Source organism: Streptomyces sp. NPDC033216 (assembly GCF_055577115.1).
The window spans coordinates 21,698-42,800 of record NZ_JBVIQK010000039.1; the positions used below are offsets into that span (position 1 = coordinate 21,698).

Here is a 21,103-nt window from a genome sequence, read left to right on the forward strand (position 1 = left end):
GGGATTGTCTCGGCATGGAGTCGGCTTGAGTGATGATCATGATGTGGCGAGTGTGATCACGGCATCGGAACCGTCCTGGATAGCCCCGTTCGCGGGGCTGAGCCCGCGCTGCTTCGGCAGACTACTGACCACGCTGCGGCGCGATGGAGCAGATGTGATCACCGAGGCCGGCCGTGGAGTCTGCCGCTGGAGGACCGGGTGTTGCTGGTCACGGCCTACTGGCGCACCAATCTGACGTTGCGGCAGCTCGCCCCGCTGTTCGGCGTCTCGAAGTCAACGGTCAGCCGAGTCATCAACCACCTCGGACCCCTGCTCGCGCTCCAGCCCCGCAAGCGGTTCGCCAAGGACACCGTGCTCATCGTGGACGGCACCCTGGTCCCCACCCGGGACCACACCGTCGCCGAGCGATCGAAGACATCTCATGTCGCTGGAGGTCAACTCGGTGGGTGCTGGTATGACGTCCAGCCCCAGTGATCGGAGGTAATGGGCCTGACATGTCGTAGCCGCCCGGTAGCATCGCCGCGCGCCACTAGGCGGAAATCAGAGAGGACCGAACATGCAGGTCGCTGGCGTTGAGTTTCGGGTGAACCACCCGGTTCTGGCGCTGGGGTCGACCGACTGGCTGCCGGTGTTGGAGCTGGGAGGCGAGGCCGCGGTCGGATGCGACACCCATGTGGTGGTCCGGGTTCAGGCTCAGGTTCGACTCATCAAGGTCCGGCTCTTCACCGAGCCGCTCGACGAGGGGCTGGGGCCGGATCCTTCCTTCACGACTGTCTTCGAGGGGCCGATGTCGTTGGCTGACGGACGGCTGGTCATCGGTGACGTCATGGGGGTGACGCGCTTCGTGAGCCTCATCGGCGAAGCGGGTAGGCGGCGAATCCGTGTCTCAGTGAACGAGCCCGGCTGGAGCGCGGCCGCAGTCGACATTTTCGTGGGCCCGAAGCTCTAGGCAGCGAGCCCGACGGGTGCAGCGAAGGCCTGTTCAGGGTCGTAGGTCATGTGGTTCTGCAAGCAGTGGTACAGGCAGCCGAGTAGCTTGTTGAACAGGTTCCTGAGAGCTGCGGTATGGCGTTCCCCACCAGCGCGCCGGCGGTCATAGTGGGCGCGTGGAGCCTGCGTGCGCAGGGCTGCGAAAGCCCACATGTGCCCGGCTGAGGCTAGTCGCTGGTTCTTGACGGTCCGGGCCACAACCACGTGGCTGCGGCCGGAAGCCCGCGTGACAGGGGCCGCGCCGGCGTATGCCTTCATGGCTCTGGCGTCCGCGAAGCGTTCGCGGTCGTCTCCGATCTCGGCGAGGACGCGTGCTCCAGAGAGCACGGAGAGCCCTGGGAAACTGGTGATGATCTCGGCATCCGGGTGCGCGAGGAATGCCTCTTCCGTGGCCACCGCCAACTGGGCCACGCTGACGCAAGCGGCGTCGACCTGTCGGATGAGCGCCACTGCCTGCTGTCCCAAAGCCTGTTCGACCTGCGGCAGCTGCCGCAGGGAGTCCGCGCGAAAGACTGCCCGAAGTCGCTCGACCTCGGCTTCGATCCCACAACGTGGACGTTCACCGCGCTTGAGTAGCGCGCGCAGCTGGCTGCGGGTGAGCTTGGCGGCGTCGGCCGGCGTGGGTGCGGCAGTCAGGATCACGCGGGCACGCGGCGAGTCGAGTCCGGGTTTTCCAGCGCCGTGAAAGGCGGTGAGGGCGGCTGGATAGTACTCACGCAGGTGTGACCGAAGCCGGTTGATCATCTGCTGCCGGTCCCAGATGGCGTCCTGGTGAGCGCGGGCCAGGACGGCGACGGCCTGCCCCGCCTCGCTGTCGTCGGGCAGAGGCCGGTGGGCATGCCGGTCGGTCCGGAGGATGTTGGCCAAAACCCGGGCGTCCGCTGCGTCGGACTTGGCTCGGGAGACGCTGGCACGGTCGCGATATCGGGCCGCGGCCAATGGATTGATTGCGTAGATCTGACGGCCGGTGGCCCGCAAGGAGGCGACGAGAAGCCCGCGTGGCGTCTCGATGGCGACCGGGATCGGTTCTGCTGCACTGTCACCGTGCTGGGTCAGAAGTTCCATCAGCGCGTGGAAGCCGGCGCTGTCGTCGCTGATCCGTAGCTTTGCAACTTGGGTCCGTCCTGGTCGACCAGGGCTATGTCGTGGTGCCCTTCCGCCCAGTCGATGCCGCAGAAGATCTTGTTCAACCCTGTGCCTCCGTATGAATCTGCAGGTTGGGCCCGTGCGGAGCACGCGGCGCTCTAATAGAAGTGCTCGAGGCACGCCATCTCATGAGCCGTTCGTGTCTCCAGCGACCGACAGGGACCTCGGTCTGCTGGAGAGCTCATGGCTCACGAACTGCTGAGAGGTGGCCCCTGTCGGCGGGCTGAGGACATGAAACCTGGGATCCGAGCTCCTGCCGGGCAGGACCGGTCTTTGACGAGAGATCCAGGTCCCGGAACTACCGAAGGTCTCCGCCCGGCAGGGCGCGGGCGAGGCAGAGCCGGTCTGAACACAGGGATCAAAGCCCCAGAACGGCGGCAGGCGTCCACCTCGCATCGGGGCCCTTGCACTGCCGTGCTCGGGCTCACCGATGAGCTATTAGAACTACCGGTACTCCACAAACCACCAGGTCGTCATCGACGCCGACACCCGGCTGATCGTGATGGTCGGCCGGCCGCTCGCCGGGAACCGCAACGACTGCAAGGCGTGGGAGGAGTCCGGCGCCAGGGCCGCCGTGTAACACTGTCACGATCGCCGACGGCGGCTACCCAGGCACCGGACTCGTCATCCCGCACCGCCGACAGCGCGGCGTATAAAGACATGGAAGATCCTTCGCGACTGTCGCCTCAAAGGCGACGGCGTCCACCACGCCATGCTCGGCATCGCCCGGATACACAACCTTGCTCTCGCCGGATAGGTAAGCGGGCCGCACGGCGGCCCACCATGCCCGAGGCGACTTCGAGATCTTTACGGGACTTCCCAATGCTGATGTCAAGCGGCGACTGGGGCAGAGAGCGAAGCGTGATAGCACTCTCTGTCACGGATCATCGCCCACAAGACGTTGATTCGTCGGCGGGCGAGAGCAAGGAGAGCCTGCTTGTGTCCCTTTCCCTCACCACGCTTTCGTTGGTAGTACGCCTTGGAAGCGGGACACGACTTGAGGCTGGCCAGCGCCGACAGATACATGGTCCGCAGCAGACCGCGGTGATAGCGGCGGGGCCTGCGAAGGTTGCCGCTGACGCGGCCCGAGTCATGGGGCTGCGGGGCTGGGCCGGCGAAGCCGTCCAGGCGGTCAGCACTGCCAAAGGCGTCCATGTCGCCGCCCGTGGCCGCGATGAACTCAGAGCCGAGCCTGGCGCCCATGCCTGGAAGACTGCGGATCACCTCGGCGTGCGGATGTTCGCGAAAACGGGCCTCGATGAGAGCGTCGAGTTCCGCGATCTCCTCATCAAGGGCCATCACCCCCTTCGCGAGGCGGACGACCATGGCCGCGGCCAGCTGTTCTCCGGGCAGCGCGGTGTGCTGGCCCTGGGCGGCCTCCACTGCGGTGTGGGCGAGTGCAGCGGCGCCTTTCACCTTGCGGTTCTTCAGCCAGGTCTCGATTCGTCTCGCACCTGTACGGCGGATCGCTGCCGGAGTCTGGTAGCCGGTCAGGAGCATGACCGGGCCCTTGTTGGTCAAGTCCAGCGACCGCTCCAAGGCCGGGAATATCTCCAGCAACTGAGCCCGCAGACGGTTGATCTGCCGGGTGCGGTCGAAGACGAGGTCCGGGCGCCGAGTCGTCAGGGTGCGCAGGTCGACGGCGATCTCGTCACCGGGTCTGAGCAACCCCAGATCCCGGCGGATGCGGGCCTGGTCGGCGATGACGAAGGCGTCCTTCGCATCGGTCTTTCCTTCACCTCGATAGGTAGCCGAGGCGCGGTGCACTGCCAGGCCGGTGAGATAGGCGACAGGCTGATCGTGGGCAGTGAGCAGGCCGATCAGAAGGGCAGCACCACCATGGTTGAGGTCGACGGCCCACAGCACATTGTCGGATATTGCGAGCACGTCGCCGAGCAGTGCCAGCAGTTCAGCCTCGTCGTTCTGGACCCGGCGCGAGAGCAAAAGCTCGCCCTCCGCGTTGATCACCACGGCGGGTGATGGGTCTTGCCGATGTCCACCCCGACCCAGATCTCGGGCACGTTCGCCTCCTTCAGCTCGGCCCATATCGATCCCGCAGACGACCTCGCCGGCGTTGTCCTACAGCAGCGATCGAGTCGCGTCTCCGAATCAGCGGTCGAGTCGTCGCGGGGCTCCGAACGGCCAAGTCCCGTAAGCCATCCAGCGGCTCAACCTTTACAGCCATACCCTAGGCCCCCGGGCCCTCCGATCTTACGAACGACCAGAGCAGACCCACGTATGGAAGGTAGGACAGTCCTTAGCCTGTAGTCGGCGGTGGCTGCGAGGACGCCGTGCCCGTGGACGGCGGCGCAGTCGCGTGCAGCGGCCGGCCCTCCTTTCGAAGCAATCCAACGCTTCCTCGTAACGTCCCTGGCAGCTGCCGTACGTGCCCCAGACCGTTCAGCGCTTGTCCTCGGATGAAAACGTCGTCGGTCAGTTCGCACTGCCGAATGGCAAGCAAGGCATCGTTCTCGGCTTCCCGTAGCCGACCGGCTGCCGGCGCGGAATTCGCGCTGAAGAAGTGCGCGCTAGCCTCACTTCTCGGATCGCCGTAGTGCAAAGCGGCGGAGGAGAGGAGCCTGGAAACACCAGCCCAATCACAGAAATGGAGGTCCCTTCGGAACGGGCTGAGAGCGAGCAGCAGAGAGGTGGCCGAGCGCAGCAGGTCACGTCCTTGGCTGTCACGGTCCCCCGTGTCTGCTGATCGGGACAGGATCACGCTGGCTATCTGACTGCACAGCATGAGGGCGCTCTCACCTTCCGCAATGGCCCACTCCCGTGCTCTGGCGGCCGATGAGAAGTTGATTCCGCTGCCCATCCCTCCCTGAAGGACTTCCCGCACTGGATTTCCGGGGACCGCGCACTCAAACGCTGAAATGGCCGAGGCCAGTTGGAATTCCATGAGAGGGTGCAGCAGAGGCAGGACGTCTTCCGGGGTTTCCCGAAGGAAGAAAGCGCGCGTTATTTCATGCAGACGGTACACCCCTGGCGCTGGAGACTCGACCAGTCCGATGTCGACGAAATGTTCGAGCGTCCTTTCTATTTGTGGCTCGTCTGATCCCAGCAACGCGGCAGTCGCCTTCAGGGAAAGGGTGGGCGTCCTCACTGCGGCAAGCATTCTCAGCACTAGTCTCTGCTCATCGGACAATCGTCGGCAGCCCGCTTCGAAGACCGTGTCGAGGGTCAGTTTTCCGACCCTGAATTCATCGAAGCGACGGTGCTCGTCAGCGAGCCGCTGGACCATCGAATCGATCGACCACCGTGGTCTCGCGGCCAACCGGGTGGCCACGATGCGTATGGCCAGGGGGAGGAAGAAACACTGGGAGACGAGAGTCACCGCGCTATCGCGTTCCGCTTCCAACCGGGTAGCGCCGATCATCACGGCCAGGAGGTCAAGGGCCTCCTCGGTGGACAAGGGCGACACTTCGGCCTGTAGGGCTGCTGGAAGACCGGCCAGTCTGGTGCGGCTGGTGATGAGTACGCCACATGTTGCTGCCCCGGGCAAAAGAGGGAGCACCTGATCGGCGTCACCGGCGTCGTCCAGAACGACCAGGATACGGCGACGGTCCGTCACGCTACGGAACTTCGCTGCTCGGGCCTCGACTCCCTCGGGAATCGCCGTCGGAGCGAGCCCTAGAGCAATCAGGAAACGTGCGAGGATCGTTGCCGGTGTTGCTGGCTCGCCGACCCCCCGCAGATCTGCGTACAGCTGACCATCGGGGTAGGAGGCCCGCACTTGATGAGCAACATGAAGAGCCAGGCTTGTCTTGCCCGCGCCCCCCATGCCGATCAACGTCACCACCGGGAGGCTGGACCTGGTCTGTGTGTCGAGTGCCGCGGACAGCGCTGCAGCGCTGTCCGCTCGGCCCGTGAAATCCGCTGGCGCCGGCGGGAGCTGAGCCGGTGCAAGACTCAAGGCCTGGTGAGAAGCGGGGATCGACGACTGAACCGGAGGCGACGTCACCTCACCTCCACCGGTGGGCGGGGGCGAGACGTCCGCCGGGAATGCGTTGTCCGAAGCCCCCTCAGGCGAGGTCAGAGGCAGGCTCTGCGCCGAGTGCTTCGTGAGGGGTTGTTGCTGTCCAACGGGCATCTGGTCCAAGCTGCCGTGCAGGACGGCTTCGTGCAGTGCCGTCAGTTCAGACCCGGGCTCGACGCCTAGCTCGTCGACGAGCAGGCGTCGGGTCCGGCGGTAGACCGCCAGCGCTTCTGCTTGGCGCGCGCTCTGGCAGTGAGCCCGCATCAGCAAGCCGACAAGCCGTTCGCGCATGGGATGTGTCTGGACCAGCGACACGAGCTCCGCTGTGTAGTCATCGGCACGGCCCATGGCCAACGCGGTGTCGATCCGCTCTTCCTGGAGACGCAGCCACAGCTCGGCGAAACGTTTCCGCTCCCGCTCGGCGAAGGGGCCGGGAACTGCTGTCAGCGGTGTCCCGCGCCACAGTGACAGTGCGTTCTCCAGATGACGCAGGCCGCCCTCCAAGTTGCCGACCCGCCGCAACTGCTTCGCCTCTTGCGCCAAATTCTCAGCCCGCAGGAAGTCACCGCTGCATCCGTCCAGGTCGAGCCGATAACCGTCACCCAACGACAGCAGCACGCGCGGCGTGGTCCGGTCACTCTCTACGATCTTCCGCAATCGCCAGGCATATGTCCGAATTGTCGTGATGGCCGATCGCGGTGCGTGCGGGCCCCATAACCCTTCGGAGATGTCGGCTGCTGTGGCTGTGTGGCCCCTGCTCAAGAGCAGTACGGCGAGCATTGCCTGCTGTTGCGGACTGCCCACCCGGAAGGGTTCATTGTCCCGATATATTTTGAATTCACCTAGTATGTCAAACCGAAGTACCGGAACATGTGGTGACGGGTCAAGCATGCGGTCGGCTCCTCGTAGGCACGCGCCTACACGCAGGGCGGGGCGGGGATGTACAGGTATCGCTTAAGTTACTCGATGAGACCTTTGGCCGGTTTGGGTGATTCTCTGCCTTGTTCTGCTGTCCAGCGGCGGGATGGATGACTCCACCACGCTCCGATTCCTAAACGTAATGACGCAGGTGAAGAGTTCACGCTTTGGAGGAGAGGAAGAGGCGCCCCTCGAGCCGGGGAACGGATCGACTGCCCCCGGAACGTGAGGCCCGGCATTGAACGGGACGGCCAGCGGCTCGCGGGCAGGCCACCGGCAGACCCCGTGAGATCTCGATCGCAACGGGGGATCGGAGCTCTGGGCTCGTTGAGAGGTTGCCCCGGCGACTCGGAAGACACACTCTCCGTGCCTGCCGAAGGCTTCGGTGATCGGCTTCCTTGCCGTCCGTGGGGCTTTGGGGCGATGAGTTCGACGCGTCTGCGCCGGCCGGCCTCGGGTAGGGCGGCCGGGTCCGTAGCGCTCCAGGAGCCACGTGCCGGTCCGGTGGTCCGGTCGCGGGCCGAGTATGCGCTCCAGTGAAGGAATGGTGCGGGCAGCGTCCGTGACGACCGCGGGGGCAAGTCCGGTCCTTGAAGGCAAGATTCGTGCCCTGACACACAGGTTGTCGCAACAACCACCCAGGGACGTGCTGAGACGGCTCAACCGGATCATGCACGGCTGGTCCCACTACTTCAGATACGCAGTCGCCAAGAGCACCATGCAAGCCCTCGCCCTTTTCGTCTGGCGGCGAGTTGACCGGTGGTGGATGCGGCTGCACCGATGGAGCTGGACCGATCCGCGAAGGCACCTCACCGACCACACCGGCCGGTGGCGGATGTAAGGGGGCGAACTGTTCAGCCTCGGCCGGGTGCCAACCGAGCGATACCGGTACCGCGGCAACAAGATCGCAAATCCCTGGGCCCTGGCCAACCACGCCTGACGGCAGAGACCGCGGAGAGCCCGGTGCGTGGAAACGTGCACGCCGGGTTCCGCGAGCGGCCCGCAGAAACGGACCGGTGGCGACACCGGCACCGCGCTGCGGGCCGACTGAACCACCGCGGCGCCCAACTGCGGTTCACCGGTGCCGACGGCATGCGTCTGACGGCGTTCGCCACCAACACCAAGGACACGGCGATCACTGCGCTGGAGCTGCGGCACCATCAACGGGCCAGGACCGAGGACCGGTTCCGGGCCGCCCGAGCCACCGGCCTGCGCAATCTGGCGCTGAACGGTGTCGCGCAGAACCAGGTCTGGCTGGAGATCGTCCAGATCGCACTGGACCTGCTGATGTGGATGCCGATGCCGGCAATGCGGGGTTCGCCCGGCTGTGGGGGCCCCGCCGCCTGCGGCTGTTCTCTGCCGCCGCCCAGCTGGTCACCACCGGACGGCGCCGCATCCTCCGCCTGGCCCGGCACTGGCCCCGCTGGCAGTGCATTGGCGTAGGCGCATACCCTGGCGTCGGCGGGAGTATGGGGCGGGTTCTCTTCCCGTCAGGGACGGCAACGCCCGGACCTATGCTCCCGCCGGGCCGGTTTGAGGGTCAGGCGGACAGGCCGCCGTCGACGACGATGGTGGTTCCGTTGACGTAGCTCGCGTCGGGACCCGCGAGGAATGCGACCGCGGCGGCGATGTCCTCCGGGCGCCCGACTCGGCGCGCCGGGATGGCGGCCGCGATGTCGCCGGTGTCCGCTTCCATCATGTCCGTGTCGACCAGGCCAGGCTGAACGCTGTTGACGGTGATCCCCCGCGGTCCGAACTCGTGGGCCCATGCGCGGCCGTAGGCCTCCAGCCCGGCCTTGGACGCGGCGTAGTCGCCGGCCGGATAGCCGAAGCTGCGGGCCGCTCCCACAGAGCTGATCATGATGATCCGGCCGCCCTCGGTGAGGTGGGACGCGGCGGCCCGGGCCGCGGCCACCGCTCCATGCAGGTTGGTGTTGAATTGCCGCGTCACCACCGTGTCCCCGTCACGCTCGGGATCCTGTAGCAACCCGGTGACGGAGATGCCCGCGTTGCTCACCAGGATGTCGAGGCGACCGAACTGTTCAGCGGTGTGGTCGACCGCGCGAGCCATCTCTTCTCCGTTGGCGGCGTCGACGCGCAGCGCCTCCACGCGCACGCCGGTCTCCGCGCTCACCTCCTCGGCCAGCTCCTTGGCCCGCTGCTCGGAGGAGATGTAGGTGAAGGCGACGTGCACGCCCTCCTTCGCGAGCCTGCGCACGATTCCCGCGCCGATGCCGCGGGATCCTCCAGTGACCAGCGCGACACGAGTTGAGTCGGACTGAGCGTTCATCAGGTTCTCTTTCCCCGGGTGGTGTGGCGGCGGCAGCAAGAGAGCGCCGCCGTCCCTGAGCGCTGACCAAACGCGTTGTTCAGGCGCATGATCATGCCATGACTAGTTGTAGAGTCAAGTACCAGTGTCCCAGGGTGAAACCTGTCAACCCGGCATCACGGCGAAACGGACCTCGATCGGCTGCGGCGAGCTGATCCACCCGAGCCGCACCATCCAGTCGAAGTCGAAGTCGAAGTCGAAGTCGAAGTCGAAGTCGAAGTCGGCACGGCGCCAAGCTGACGGGTTTGTGGATTCCTGGAGGGAAACCCGAGGAACCGGCTGGTGGTTGAGCTCCTAGCGGCAGGGTAGCCCGCGGGTTCCGGACCTTCCAGGTGGCCTGACAGCGTGAGCTGGTTCCCAGCCACCAGTGGGTTTCGGCCCCGCTTGAGCGGGCGAACGAGGTCTTGCGGGCGGTCTCGGCCTTTTTTCGCGGGCCACCTCGGCCCGACCCGGCCCAGGCGACCGCGCCCGTCGTGCGCACCCGCACCTGGGGGCGAGCCGGCACTCCGGAAACTTTCCATCCCCTCCTCCACCTGTTGCCGAGGGCGCCAGGCCGGGAAGGAGGCCATGCGAGCGACGCCGCCGGGACGCCGAGCTCACAGGAAAGATCCGGCAGGTCCACGCCGACTCCGGAGGGGACCTACGGCGCACCCCGCGTGCACGCCGTCCTCCAGCGTGAAGGCGTCCGCGTCGGCCGCGAACGCGGTGAACGGCTCATGCGCCAGGCCGGCCTTGCCGGGATCAGCCCCCGGCGGGCAGGGGTTTCACCCGACGTGACCCGGACACGGATCCGGCCCTGGACTGGTACGACGCGACTTCACCGCGAACGTGCCGAACCGGTTGTGGGTCACCGACCCCCCGACCATGATCGCGACGATGGAGGGCACACGTCGGCCGTCCGCGATCCGCGACGCGTTCTCCATCGGGTGAGCTGCCCCGAATTCAGTTTCGTAGAGTCCCATCTTGATCGTTCAGCACTCGTCCGGGAGTGCGGGATGGACAGCTCCTGGGCCACCGCCGCGTGTCCGCGCTCGCCGGCGTAGACGAGGCAGACCGACCCCGGGAGTTCCCGATCCCGCCGGCGGTGCCGGTGTACTGGCGCTGGACCCCTACGGTGTGAGTGCCCTTCTTCACGACGCCGACCAGCACCGCGGACTCGTCGTTGAGGTGCTCGACGACGTATTCGCGCACGTCGTCACGGACCGCGTCGGGGCCCCGGGAGGCCCGGGACAGCGGGTGCTGCATGCGGTGCCGGCCGGCTTCCCCGGCCCGCACGGCGGTCATCCAGCGATTCCTGCGCGGCAGGTCCGACAGCAGGACGGCCCGCCGGCGGAGTCCGTACCGGGCGAACCGGCCCGCGATCGGGCCCATGGCCACCTCCCCGCGGTGGCCGATGCTCTTCCACCCGCTGGAAGGCCGGCACCAGCTCACCGTCGTTGATCGTCGCCCAGCCGTCGCCGAGCGACCACGCGGATGTGGCTGGTTCGGCACACCGCCCGAGAAGTGACTGGTAGAACCGGGACAATTCATCGACATCGGCAAGACCAGCACCACACACCGCCGCTTGGCGAGTGTGCAGGGGCATGGAGCAGCACCGCAGATCAGGCGAAGACGAGCCTGATCACGCTCTACAGCTGGAGTACTAGTAATTGTCGATCAGGCGTCTATGCAACGTATATGAGGACGTGGGTACGCTCTCGGTAGCGGCTCAGACGTCATGTGTCCGGCGGCTCTTTGATTTCCGCATACCATCCATGGAGATTGACGCGGAAATCAAATTTCTCTACCTTCATGGTGGCGACGGGTTGCAACGTCGATTCGCTGCGGCAATATGGTGCTGCCCCGTCGGGTCGCCGCATCTGAGGCGATCGATCAATTCTCGAAAACCAGACTACTCGATGAGGTTCACATGAAGAGAATGACCAAGCAGATGGTGTCCCTGGCGAGCGTGGCCTTCGGCGTCGCCCTCCTGGCCACCCCTCAGGCTTCGGCAGCCGCTGCCTCTCCTCAGTGGGGGTACCAGAATCAGCTCATCCACCAGTACACCAACGCACTGGACTGCCTCGAAGCGGAAGAGTCGCTCAATCTTGCGGGGAACTACCCCGATGCCAAGGGCCAGTACTACTACTGCGCCGAACCCAACTACGTGAACCTGTGGTTCCGTAAGGCTGTCTGACGTCGGTCCCTGACTGATGGTCCGAGGCCCCGGCCGAGGACGTGAATGGGATCAGGCGGGCCGCCAGTAGCGGCACAGCAGGACGGCGCAGCGCCACCGTGAGGGCGTGGGGAGACCCTGAGCAACCCACGTATCCGCTGGTTGTGCGGTGGCGCTCGCCGTCACACGAGTACCGGTGCCGGACGTCGGCTCGGGATTTCGAACGTACAGCATGGCCACTGTGATGCTGTTTGTTCCGGTAAGTAAATGGAGTGCCGCGTTATTCGCCGGCAAAATCGGGGGAATAGCGTCTGTTCACCGAAGGCACGGGCCGGCCGCAGCCCCTCCCGGCTGCCGGACGTGTGCCACCCCGGGCGGGGTCCACCGGAAACCATGGTCGAAATGTGGTTGATCACGCGGCTCACGCGTAATTCCGCACTGTTTTCCTCTTGTCGTCCTGCTGTCAGGCGCTTTGGTGAGGTGCCGTCCCTGTCGCCGTGACACTTCTCGACGACCCATCCTGGACGCCGTCCGGATATCCCGAATCACGCATGACGAAACATGCAACAGTGAGGCCACGATAATGAAGCGTCCACTTCCCCGCGTTCAACAGGTGGGATTCTGCGCGGCAGTCGCCGCACTGCTCACCGCCGGTTCGCTGGGTTACGCCCTCGATGCCGAACTCGGTCAGCCGGAGCAGGTCGCAGCCGCTGCGGACGGCCTCCTGATGCGGTGTGAGGACACTTCCTGGGGCGGCAGATACGGGGGGCAGCCGATCGGTGACCAGGACTTCGTCGACGTGTCCGGCCCGCGAGGCCACCGTGCCGCCTCCACAGTCCGGGGACTGGACGGAACCTCGGTTCTGTCCAGCGTGCCACGCCTGGAGACACCTGTGCGGCGTATCTCCATGTGAGCGCTCGGGTGTCTCGACGTGACACGTGCGGGGTGAACACCGGTCCCGCGCAGCGGCACCCGTGAGGAGATGCCACCACGAGGAGTTCGCTGCTCCGAGCCACGTCGGGGCATCGGGCCCGCCCGCCGGGACCGGCTACCCTCCCAACAAGACGGCACCGGCGCGATGCCTGACGACAGGACCGGCACTCGACGGTGACCACGCCAGCACCACTGTGGCGGGTGACTCAGCCATGTACCGAAGGGCATCCGGCACGGCCTCACGAACAGGCGGCTGCGCGCCTCGAGATGTCAGGCGCTTCCCGATGTGGAACGACGTCGTCTGCGGCCCATGCGGTCGGACCGCCGCCGGACGGTGCGCGGAGCGCGCCCGCCTGTTCCCCATCGGGTTGTCCGGGGCCACTCAGTACGCTCATACATTGCTCCGACGCCCGGTGCGACGCGACCGCCGGCTCTGGTGAACACGTGTAACGGCGGTGTTTGCTGATGTCTCCCAAAACGGCAGCATCCCATCATTGCGCAGGGGCAGAGTCGCCCACTGAGTGCCGGAAGGGACATCCCCGTCGACACACTCATCGAGTGCGCACGGGAAGACCATCACCGGATCAGGCGAGTCCGGCCCGGCTCCTTGCCATGGGGGCACACGCCCCCCTTCGAGACAGCATCTCCTCCATCACGGGAGCGACGCATGAGCAGGACCCACAACAGGGAAACGGCAGCCGACCTAGCGGCGGACGCAGCCCTTCTCGAGATGTCCGACAACATCGGCCTTTCCGCTCTGCTGGACCGTCCGGCACCCTTCACGCTCGCAGAGGCGGCAGCAGCCGCCGGTGTGACCGGGTCCGCGGTCGCCGACTTCGTCGAGGCTCTGCTGCGAGCGGGTCTGGTGGAACCAGGACAGGGCGAGGAGCACTTCGTACCTTGCCGTGACATGGCCGATCGCCGGTATGCGGCCGGATACCTGTCATGGGCGCTGAACGCGAACCGGCCCTACATCGATCACGCGGCGGAATTCCTGCGGGATCCCGTCACCGCGGGTGAGAAGTACGGAAGGGACGGTCACAAGGTGGCGGTCTCCTCCCGCTGGATCGGTTCGTCCGGCTTCTATCCGGGTGTGATCTCGGAGATCGCAAGTCGTAAGCCGCGGCGCATCGTCGACCTCGGCGCGGGGGCCGGCGGGCTGCTGATCCAGCTGCTGACCACCCTTGCGGACAGCACCGGTCTGGCTCTGGACCTGAGTGCGGCTGCCTGCGAGGAAGCGGAGCACGCCGCGCGGCGGGCCCAGGTGGGCGACCGCCTGGAGGTGGTCAACCGGCCGATCGAGTCACTTGTCGAGGACACCTCTCCGGTCCGGGGCGCGGACGTGGTGCATGCGGGGTTCGTCATGCATGACGTGGTGAGCCGGCCCGAGGTCCTCGACGCCGTTCTGCGCGCCTGCCGCACGTCGATGGCGGACGGTGGGTGCCTCGTGGTGACCGACGCGGTGCCGTACGCCCCCGGAGACCGGGAGCGTGCCTTCAGCGCGCTCTTCACTTACCTGCACCGTAGCTCGATGGGCGTCCGGCTGCCGTCCGAGGAGGTTTGGCACACGGCGTTCCGGCGTGCCGGCTTCTCCGAGGTGAGCAGCACGCCGCTGCCCATGCCGGGGAGCCGTGTGTTCCTGGCGCAGGGGTAACGGCTGGGGGCCGGGACAGCGAGCGGACGGCCTGGACAGGAGAAGCATGAAGTCTTCACTCGATGACACCAGCAGCAGGGCCAGGGCCCTCTACGAAGCGCGGGCGAAAGGCGCACCCATCGCACCGTTCACCGACTCGGACGCCACACTGGGCGAACAGGACGGGTACGCCATCCAGCGGGAGCTGGTCGACATGCTCCTTGCGGACGGAGACACCGTCGTCGGGTACAAAGCCGGGCTGACGTCCGTCCCGATGCAGGAGATGCTCGGGATGCGGACGCCGGACTACGGACCGGTGCTCGCCTCGACCGTCTACTCCGACGGGGCGACCGTACCGAACTCCGCGTTCATCTCACCGAAGGTCGAGGCGGAGATCGTCTTCCGCCTGGGGAAGCCGCTGCACGGCCCCGGCATCACGATGGCCACCGCTCGCGAGGCCATCGCCGAAGCCATGGCGGGACTGGAGATCGTCGATTCGCGGATCGAGGGCTGGCGCATCCGGATCGCCGACACCATCGCCGACCTGGCGTCGAACGGGGCGGTCGTGCTGTCCGAACCGGTGGCGCTGGAACCGGACTTCGACTTCCGGCTGACCGGCATGGCCTTCTCCCGGAACGGTGACCTCGTGGCCACCGGAGCCGGAGCCGCAGCACTGGGCGACCCGGTGAACGTCCTGGTGTGGCTTGCGAACACTCTCGGGAAACAGGGCGTGACGCTGGAGGCCGGCCAACTGGTCATGACAGGCGCTCTTCATGCCGCGGTGCCGATGAGCTCGGGTGACACCTTCGTCGCGGAGTTCGACCGGCTGGGTCCCGTCACGCTCCACGTCGACGGTGTCCTGCCGCCCGGCCGGCAAACGATCTTGCTCAAAGAAGGGCGAAAACAATCATGAAGAGGCAAGGACGGCTGACTGCGGCGGTGCTCGGGGCCGGCCTCATCGGAGTCGACCTCGCTACGAAGATCATGCGGTCGGAACTTCTGGACTGCGGACTGGTCGTAGGGCGGGACGAGAGGACACCGGGATTGCGCCAGGCGGCCGCGCTGGGCCTTCCGGTGTCCGCGCAGGGCATCCGCTCCATCGTCGAGGCGCCTGACTCGTTCGACATCGTGTTCGACGCCACCAACGCCACCGCGCACCCCGAACACGCCGAACTCCTCAAGCCCTTGAACATCAAACTCGTGGACCTGACACCGAGCAGAGTCGGCCGGATGGTGGTGCCGACCGTCAACGGGGCCGACGTCCTGGAGCACGACGACGTCAACATGATCAGTTGCGGCGGGCAGGCGTCGGTACCCGTTCTGCACGCCATCGCACGGACGCACCGGATCGACCGCATCGAGGTCGTGAGTACCGCGGCCAGCCTGAGCGTCGGCAGGTCCACGCGCCTGAACCTCGACGAGTACGTCGAGACCACGACGGATGCGGTGCGCAGCTTCACCGACGTCAAGGACGTCAAGGCGATCCTGAACATCAGCCCGGCGAGACCTCCGGCGGTTTTCAGGAGTGCCATGTCGCTGCTCGGTGAGGGACTGAACGCGGAATCGGTGCGCCCGGTGGTGGAGGCCGCCCTGGAACAGGTGCGGGCCTTCGCGGGAGGCTGCCGCTTGACGGCGTTCACCGTGGACGAAGGCAGAGCCTTCGTCGCCGTGGAAGTCACCTCGTCCGGTGACCGCATCCCCTCGTACGCCGGAAATCTCGACATCATCAACTCCGCCGGAATCAATGTCGCCGAGCGGTACGCCGGCAGCCTAGTGAGCGCAGGCAGGAAGACGCCATGAGCCGACCGAAGCATGAGGAGCAGAACAAGCCGAAGCACGTTCTCATCCACGACCCGTCCCTGCGCGACGGCCATCACGCCGTCCGCCACCAACTGGGCGTGGAACAACTGCGCGCCTACGCGGAGGCAGCGGACGCCGCCGGCGTCCCGGTGGTCGAGGTGGGTCACGGCAACGGGCTGGCAGCCTCGTCCCTGCAGGCAGGGGAGGCGAGACTGAGCGATGACGTCATGCTGTCCACAGTGCGGGAGGCGTTGCGTGACAGCAAGATGGCCGTCTTCATGCTTCCTGGATGGGGCACCACCGAAGACCTGAAGAAGGCCATTGCCCACGAGGTCGACGTGGTCAGGATCGGAACGCACTGCACCGAGGGAAACCTGGCAGAACGGCATCTGGGGTTCCTCCGCGACAGCGGGGTCGAGGCGCAAGGTGTCCTGCTGATGAGCCACATGGCCGCCCCCGACCGGCTGGCACATGAGTGCGCCCGGCTCGTGGAGTGGGGAGCCGGCGCGGTGGGGATCTTCGATTCCGCCGGCCACTACCTGCCGGCGGACGTCACGGAACGGATCACTGCCATCCGCAGTGCCGTCGACGTGCCGGTGCTGTTCCACGGCCACAACAACCTCGGTATGGCGGTGGCGAACTCGGTCGCCGCGGTCGAGGCGGGCGCCAGCATCCTGGACGCCTGTGCCAGGGGGTTCGGAGCAGGCGCCGGCAACACCCAGCTCGAAGTCCTGGTACCGGTCCTGGAACGCATGGGGTGGCGGACCGATATCGACCTGTACGGTCTGCTCGACGCGGCGGACATCGCAGAACGTGAGCTGATGCCGCGGCCGCCGACCATCGACTCCGTAGCCGTCGTCAGTGGCCTCGCCGGGGTCTTCTCCGGTTTCAAGGCCCGGGTGCTCGACATCTCCCGGCGCGAGAACGTCGATCCGCGCGACGTCTTCTTCGAACTGGGCCGACGCCAGGCCGTCGCGGGCCAGGAGGACCTCATCGTGGACGTGGCCCTCACTCTGCGGGAAGCACGCGAGAAGTGAGTACCGCAGCGCCGTCGCCGGAAATTAGAGAAGGGCGCACCGTGTACGAAGTATTGCGGACCATCCTCGTGGACGACCTCGCCGTGAGCGAGGACGACCTCATGCCGACCGCCACCCGCGAGGAGGTGGGGCTGGACTCCCTCGCTGCCCTGGAACTCGCCGAGGCACTGAACAAACGGCTCGGTATCGAGATCGAGGACTACGAACTGCTGGAAACGACCACACTCGCCGAAGTGGCGCAGCTGATGGCGGAACGCACGGCGCGTACCTGAAGTGCCCCGAGTCCGCCCGCCTCACATGGCGACCGCGCGGACTCCACCCGGCGCATGCACTGCCCCGCAGGTCCGAACACCGGAAAACGCAGGCGCTCTCCGACGCCATCTCCTCAGTCATGGAGCTCGATGTCTCTCCCCCGGCTACGTGCCGTTCTCGACAGCTTGGCCTCCTACCGGCCGTCGGAGGGCCTGTACGCGTCATCAGTACGGACCGTTCCGCTCTCGGCGAACGAATCCCCCCATCAACCCTTGGTGGATGTCACCGAGGCGATCGAGCGGGCAGGGGCCACGGTCAACCGGTATCCCGACCCCGGATCCGCCGCGGTGACGCGTGCGCTCGCCCGGGTCCACGGGATCAGCCAGGACCGCATCCTCGTCGGGGCCGGATCCGTCGCCCTTCTGCAGACGCTCTTCCAGGCCGCTGGTGATCCGGGCAGCGAAGCGGTGTACGCCTGGCCGTCATTCGAACTGTATCCCGTACTGGCCGAGTTGGCCGGCTTCGCCTCCGTACGGGTGCCCCTGGCCAGCGGCACCCATCAACTGGGGGCGATGGCCGCCGAGATCACGTCACGTACCCGGCTGGTCGTCGTCTGCAATCCCAACAACCCGACCGGGACGGTGGTCGGCGGTGACGACCTCGCACGGTTCCTGGCGGACGTCCCGCCGACGTGTCTGGTCGCCGTCGACGAGGCCTACCACGAGTACGTCCGCGCACCGAAGGCGTCCAGCGCGCTGGACCTCTGCGCCGCACATCCGAACCTGGTGGTGCTCCGCACCTTTTCGAAGGCCTACGGACTCGCTGGACTGCGGATCGGCTACCTCATGGGTGACGCCCGTGTCGTGGACGCGCTGCGCAAGGCCTGTCTCGCCTACTCGGTGAGCACGGTCGCGCAGGAGGCGGCTGTGGCGGCTCTCGCACGGGAGGCGGAGTTACTGAGCCGCCTCGATGCCACGGTCGCGGAACGCACCCGAGTGCGTGAGGCCCTGGTGGCGGACGGTTGGGCGATCCCCGCGAGCGAGGCCAACTTCTGCTGGCTCCCGCTGGGCGAGGACGCGGACGACTTCGGCCGCTGGTGCACAGGCAGAGGCATCGCGGTCCGGGTGTTCCCGGGCGAGGGGGTCCGGGTGACGATCGGTTCCGCCGGGGACAACGACGACTTCCTCTCTGCTGCGAGCGCCTGGCGCGGCAGGGCCTCCTCGCCGGTCGGAGCACTGGCTCGGCCGACGCAAAAGAGAGCGGTGAAATGAGTCTCATCGACACGGTCTCCGGCGCCCCGACGGCCGGCACCGGCCCCCAGTCGCGTCACGTGGTCGTCGCCCCGGGAATGTGCAGCGGCGGATCCCTGCTCATCGGCCAGATCGGTGATTGGACCTGGGAGCAGGTGGCGGCCGCGTGCGGAATGAACGTGCATGCGGCACGCACACCGGACGGTGACCCCGCCTACCTGTCCTTCTACCACTTCCGCGTACACGGTGGAGCGGTCGTCCACCCCCAGGCACTGACCTTCGGGGACGAGATCCAGGTGTCCTCACGCGTGTTCCAGCTCGGCAGCGGGTCGGTGATCACGCTGCATCGGCTCGCACCCGCGAGCCTGGGACTGGAGGACGCACCGCTGCATCCCTTCGAGGTGTACGAGCGCCGGCACCCGGACTGCCTCTACGCGACGAACTTCAACCGGTGGATCGCTCGCAGCAGCACCGGCAGCAACCGGAGCCTGTCGCAGGTCTGCCCCACGGACTTCTCCGCCGCCGCACTGCCGCCTCTCCCGAACGCCTACTCGCCTCGCACGCGCCTGGGCCGTGCGCGCGCCGCGGGCACCTTCCAACCCCCGGCCCCGCAGGGCTGCGTCGAGGTGGCCGAGCCGCACACCGTCGAGTACGCGCTGGATGTCGTGCGCGACCTCAATGGTGCAGGACTCATGTACTTCGCGTCCTACTTCACCGTCTTCGACACGGCGTTGCTGCGCGTGTGGCGCTCGCTCGGCCGCACCGACGAGCAGTTCCTGCGGCGCAGGGTGATCGACCAGGAGGTCGGGTACTTCGGCAACGCCGATCCCGGTGCGGTGTTCGCCATCACCGTGCGCCGGTGGCTGCGTCCGGCACGGCCGGGTGTCGAAATAGCGGACATGGCCATGCGTGAGAAGGCGACGGGGCGCTTGATGGCCGTCGCCAGCGTCGAATTGGAGATCGGCTCCTAGTCCACAACCCTGTGAGGCACCGAAAGGTGCCACGGCTGCCGAGGAATCTCCGCCGGGTTCCTGCCGATGAACTGCCTCGCCCCGGCGTGGTTCTGCGCCTAGGTTTTTATTCGCTGGAATCGATCTCGGCGGAAAGTCCAGGTTGAGCTCCCTGATCGCGTGGTCGCGGTCATATGTCGTCCGCCGGAGGAACAAAATGATCCCCTTGTCGTTCGCGCAGCAGCGGTTGTGGTTCATCGAGCAGTTCGAGGGGGCCAGCGCGCTGTACAACACGCCCATGGTGGTGCGGCTGGACAGTGCGGCGGACGCGGCGGCTCTGCAGTCGGCGCTGGGCGATGTGGTGGCACGGCACGAGAGTCTGCGGACGGTCTTTCTCGAGGTGGACGGGCGTCCGTTCCAGCGCGTGCTGGAGGTGGACGCGGTTTCTCCGGTGCTGGAAGTACGCCAGTGCGGTGACGAGGCCGAGTTGGAAGCTGCGGTGCGGGACGCTTCCGGGTGGGTGTTCGACCTGTCGACCGACATTCCCATGCGGGCATGGCTGTTGTCCGAGCCGGGCGGCGAGAGCGTGTTGGTGCTGCTGTTGCACCACATCGTTGTCGACGGGTGGTCGCTGCGTCCCTTGCTGCGGGATCTGGGCGCTGCTTACGAGGCGCGGGTCCAGGGTGTGGCGCCCGCGTGGGATCCGTTGCCGGTCCAGTACGCCGACTACGCGGTGTGGCAGCGGGAGTTGCTGGGGTCGGCCGACGACGAGAACAGTCTGCTGGGGCGTCAGCTCAGGCACTGGCGCGGGGTTCTGGAGGGGCTGCCGGAGGAACTGGCGCTGCCTTACGACCGGCCCCGGCGTGCGGTGCCCTCGCACCGTGGCGGCACCGTGTACTTCGAGGTGGACGCCGGCGTGCACGCGGGGCTGGTGCGACTGGCCGCCGACTACCGGGTCAGCATGTTCATGGTGGTGCAGGCGGCTGTGGCGGCGTTGTACACGCGGCTGGGCGCGGGACACGACATCGTGCTGGGTACGCCGGTGGCCGGGCGGGGCGAGGAGGCGCTCGAGGACCTCGTGGGCTTCTTCGTCAACACGTTGGTGCTGCGCACCGACACCTCGGGTGACCCGACGTTCGCCGAGCTGCTCAGGCGGGTACGGGCCGTCGACCTCGAGGCGTACTCGCATCAGGAGGCACCGTTCGAGACCCTGGTGGAACACCTCAACCCGGCGCGAGTACCCTCACGCCACCCCCTGGTCCAGACCATGGTCACCCTCAACAACCAGCCGGCCCCGGTCGTCCGCATGGGCGACCTCGAAGGCCGGCTGGAGCACGTCGATCTGAACGTCGCCAAGTTCGACATCCTCTTCAACCTGGTCGAGAGGCACTCCGACAGCGGCAGCGCCCAGGGGATGAGCGGCCTGGTCGAGTACGCGACCGATCTGTTCGACGAGGAGACAGTCCGCACGATGGCCCGACGCCTGACCCGCCTCCTCGGAGCGGTCGCGAACCGGCCCGAGGTGACGCTCGGTGGGATCGATGTGCTGGCGCGGGATGAGCGTGAGCGGGTGTTGGGGGAGTGGAGTGGTCGTGGGGGGCCGGTGCGTGGTGAGACGCTGTCGGCGTTGTTCGCAGCGCAGGTGGCGCGGACGCCGGGTGCGGTCGCGGTGGTCTGTGGTGATGTGGGGGTGTCGTATGCGGAGCTGGACGCGAGGGCGAACCGGCTGGC

14 protein-coding genes and 7 pseudogenes are annotated in these 21,103 nt (G+C 66.7%); 15 read left to right on the forward strand and 6 right to left on the reverse strand.

Going from position 1 to position 21,103, the window contains the following annotated elements; genetic code table 11:
* Window positions 1–43: 43 nt before the first annotated feature.
* A pseudogene (locus ACZ5Y0_RS35020) lies at window positions 44–414 on the forward strand (transposase family protein); the annotation flags it as partial.
* 142 nt (window positions 415–556) lie between these two features.
* A complete protein-coding gene (locus ACZ5Y0_RS35025; RefSeq protein WP_400867385.1) occupies window positions 557–949 on the forward strand; it encodes a hypothetical protein in 393 nt (130 codons plus the stop codon).
* Here the strand turns inward: ACZ5Y0_RS35025 and ACZ5Y0_RS35030 are convergent.
* Window positions 946–2,180: pseudogene (locus tag ACZ5Y0_RS35030) on the reverse strand (IS110 family RNA-guided transposase). The gene ACZ5Y0_RS35025 and the pseudogene ACZ5Y0_RS35030 sit on opposite strands and share 4 nt — an antisense overlap.
* Window positions 2,181–2,578: 398 nt before the next feature.
* Here ACZ5Y0_RS35030 and ACZ5Y0_RS35035 point away from each other — a divergent pair.
* Window positions 2,579–2,893, forward strand: a pseudogene (locus tag ACZ5Y0_RS35035) (transposase); the annotation flags it as partial.
* A gap of 74 nt (window positions 2,894–2,967) precedes the next feature.
* Here the strand turns inward: ACZ5Y0_RS35035 and ACZ5Y0_RS35040 are convergent.
* The 3 genes and pseudogenes from ACZ5Y0_RS35040 to ACZ5Y0_RS35050 all read right to left on the reverse strand — a co-directional run.
* A pseudogene (locus ACZ5Y0_RS35040) lies at window positions 2,968–4,157 on the reverse strand (IS110 family RNA-guided transposase).
* A 236-nt stretch (window positions 4,158–4,393) separates the two neighbouring features.
* Window positions 4,394–6,772, reverse strand: a complete 2,379-nt coding sequence (locus ACZ5Y0_RS35045; protein WP_469132691.1) for an AfsR/SARP family transcriptional regulator — start codon at window positions 6,770–6,772, stop codon at window positions 4,394–4,396.
* 636 nt (window positions 6,773–7,408) lie between these two features.
* Window positions 7,409–7,576: pseudogene (locus tag ACZ5Y0_RS35050) on the reverse strand (IS110 family transposase); the annotation flags it as partial.
* Between the two features lies 1 nt (window position 7,577).
* Here ACZ5Y0_RS35050 and ACZ5Y0_RS35055 point away from each other — a divergent pair.
* Together ACZ5Y0_RS35055 and ACZ5Y0_RS35060 are read left to right on the forward strand one after the other, a co-directional pair.
* Complete coding sequence (locus tag ACZ5Y0_RS35055) at window positions 7,578–7,874, forward strand: group II intron maturase-specific domain-containing protein (RefSeq protein ID WP_469132692.1); 297 nt, start codon at window positions 7,578–7,580, stop codon at window positions 7,872–7,874.
* Window positions 7,814–8,454, forward strand: a pseudogene (locus tag ACZ5Y0_RS35060) (transposase); the annotation flags it as partial. The gene ACZ5Y0_RS35055 and the pseudogene ACZ5Y0_RS35060, both read left to right, overlap by 61 nt.
* Before the next feature lie 119 nt (window positions 8,455–8,573).
* Here ACZ5Y0_RS35060 and ACZ5Y0_RS35065 read toward each other — a convergent pair.
* Entirely contained in the window at window positions 8,574–9,323 is a 750-nt protein-coding gene (locus tag ACZ5Y0_RS35065; RefSeq protein ID WP_469132693.1) for an SDR family NAD(P)-dependent oxidoreductase, read from the reverse strand.
* A gap of 512 nt (window positions 9,324–9,835) precedes the next feature.
* Between ACZ5Y0_RS35065 and ACZ5Y0_RS35070 the strand changes: the two genes are divergently transcribed.
* The gene (locus ACZ5Y0_RS35070; RefSeq protein WP_469132694.1) at window positions 9,836–10,405 is read left to right on the forward strand and encodes an IS3 family transposase; all 570 of its coding nucleotides are present in this window, start codon (window positions 9,836–9,838) and stop codon (window positions 10,403–10,405) included.
* Here the strand turns inward: ACZ5Y0_RS35070 and ACZ5Y0_RS35075 are convergent.
* Window positions 10,342–10,733, reverse strand: a pseudogene (locus ACZ5Y0_RS35075) (transposase); the annotation flags it as partial. The gene ACZ5Y0_RS35070 and the pseudogene ACZ5Y0_RS35075 sit on opposite strands and share 64 nt — an antisense overlap.
* 538 nt (window positions 10,734–11,271) lie before the next feature.
* Here ACZ5Y0_RS35075 and ACZ5Y0_RS35080 point away from each other — a divergent pair.
* From ACZ5Y0_RS35080 to ACZ5Y0_RS35120, 9 genes are all read left to right on the forward strand, one after another.
* Complete coding sequence (locus ACZ5Y0_RS35080; protein WP_469132695.1) at window positions 11,272–11,538, forward strand: hypothetical protein; 267 nt, start codon at window positions 11,272–11,274, stop codon at window positions 11,536–11,538.
* Between the two features lie 1,579 nt (window positions 11,539–13,117).
* Window positions 13,118–14,104, forward strand: a complete 987-nt coding sequence (locus tag ACZ5Y0_RS35085) for a class I SAM-dependent methyltransferase (protein WP_469132696.1) — start codon at window positions 13,118–13,120, stop codon at window positions 14,102–14,104.
* A 46-nt stretch (window positions 14,105–14,150) separates the two neighbouring features.
* On the forward strand, window positions 14,151–14,996 hold the full coding sequence (locus ACZ5Y0_RS35090; protein ID WP_469132697.1) for a 2-keto-4-pentenoate hydratase: 846 nt from the start codon (window positions 14,151–14,153) through the stop codon (window positions 14,994–14,996).
* Window positions 14,993–15,883: an acetaldehyde dehydrogenase (acetylating) gene (locus ACZ5Y0_RS35095; RefSeq protein ID WP_469132698.1), complete on the forward strand. Its 891-nt coding sequence runs from the start codon at window positions 14,993–14,995 to the stop codon at window positions 15,881–15,883. Before ACZ5Y0_RS35090 ends, ACZ5Y0_RS35095 begins: the two co-directional genes overlap by 4 nt.
* A complete protein-coding gene (gene dmpG / locus ACZ5Y0_RS35100; protein ID WP_469132699.1) occupies window positions 15,880–16,920 on the forward strand; it encodes a 4-hydroxy-2-oxovalerate aldolase in 1,041 nt (346 codons plus the stop codon). The genes ACZ5Y0_RS35095 and dmpG overlap by 4 nt, the downstream gene beginning before the upstream one ends.
* Window positions 16,921–16,961: 41 nt before the next feature.
* Window positions 16,962–17,192 carry a phosphopantetheine-binding protein gene (locus ACZ5Y0_RS35105; RefSeq protein ID WP_469132700.1) on the forward strand — a complete coding sequence of 77 codons (231 nt, stop codon included), beginning with the start codon at window positions 16,962–16,964 and terminating at the stop codon, window positions 17,190–17,192.
* Window positions 17,193–17,321: 129 nt separating this feature from the next.
* Complete coding sequence (locus ACZ5Y0_RS35110; RefSeq protein ID WP_469132701.1) at window positions 17,322–18,443, forward strand: histidinol-phosphate transaminase; 1,122 nt, start codon at window positions 17,322–17,324, stop codon at window positions 18,441–18,443.
* The gene (locus ACZ5Y0_RS35115) at window positions 18,440–19,393 is read left to right on the forward strand and encodes an LnmK family bifunctional acyltransferase/decarboxylase (protein WP_469132702.1); all 954 of its coding nucleotides are present in this window, start codon (window positions 18,440–18,442) and stop codon (window positions 19,391–19,393) included. The genes ACZ5Y0_RS35110 and ACZ5Y0_RS35115 overlap by 4 nt, the downstream gene beginning before the upstream one ends.
* Window positions 19,394–19,589: 196 nt before the next feature.
* The coding region (locus ACZ5Y0_RS35120) for a condensation domain-containing protein (RefSeq protein WP_469132703.1) at window positions 19,590–21,103 on the forward strand (1,514 nt) is incomplete at its 3' end.

Excerpts from the sequence above, each read along its gene's own strand:
- ACZ5Y0_RS35025 (WP_400867385.1), top strand. The coding sequence starts at position 557 with ATGCAGGTCGCTGGCGTTGAGTTTCGGGTGAACCACCCGGTTCTGGCG.
- ACZ5Y0_RS35055 (WP_469132692.1), top strand. The coding sequence starts at position 7,578 with ATGGTGCGGGCAGCGTCCGTGACGACCGCGGGGGCAAGTCCGGTCCTT.
- ACZ5Y0_RS35065 (WP_469132693.1), bottom strand. The coding sequence starts at position 9,323 with ATGAACGCTCAGTCCGACTCAACTCGTGTCGCGCTGGTCACTGGAGGA.
- ACZ5Y0_RS35080 (WP_469132695.1), top strand. The coding sequence starts at position 11,272 with ATGAAGAGAATGACCAAGCAGATGGTGTCCCTGGCGAGCGTGGCCTTC.
- ACZ5Y0_RS35085 (WP_469132696.1), top strand. The coding sequence starts at position 13,118 with ATGAGCAGGACCCACAACAGGGAAACGGCAGCCGACCTAGCGGCGGAC.
- ACZ5Y0_RS35090 (WP_469132697.1), top strand. The coding sequence starts at position 14,151 with ATGAAGTCTTCACTCGATGACACCAGCAGCAGGGCCAGGGCCCTCTAC.
- ACZ5Y0_RS35095 (WP_469132698.1), top strand. The coding sequence starts at position 14,993 with ATGAAGAGGCAAGGACGGCTGACTGCGGCGGTGCTCGGGGCCGGCCTC.
- dmpG (WP_469132699.1), top strand. The coding sequence starts at position 15,880 with ATGAGCCGACCGAAGCATGAGGAGCAGAACAAGCCGAAGCACGTTCTC.
- ACZ5Y0_RS35110 (WP_469132701.1), top strand. The coding sequence starts at position 17,322 with ATGTCTCTCCCCCGGCTACGTGCCGTTCTCGACAGCTTGGCCTCCTAC.
- ACZ5Y0_RS35115 (WP_469132702.1), top strand. The coding sequence starts at position 18,440 with ATGAGTCTCATCGACACGGTCTCCGGCGCCCCGACGGCCGGCACCGGC.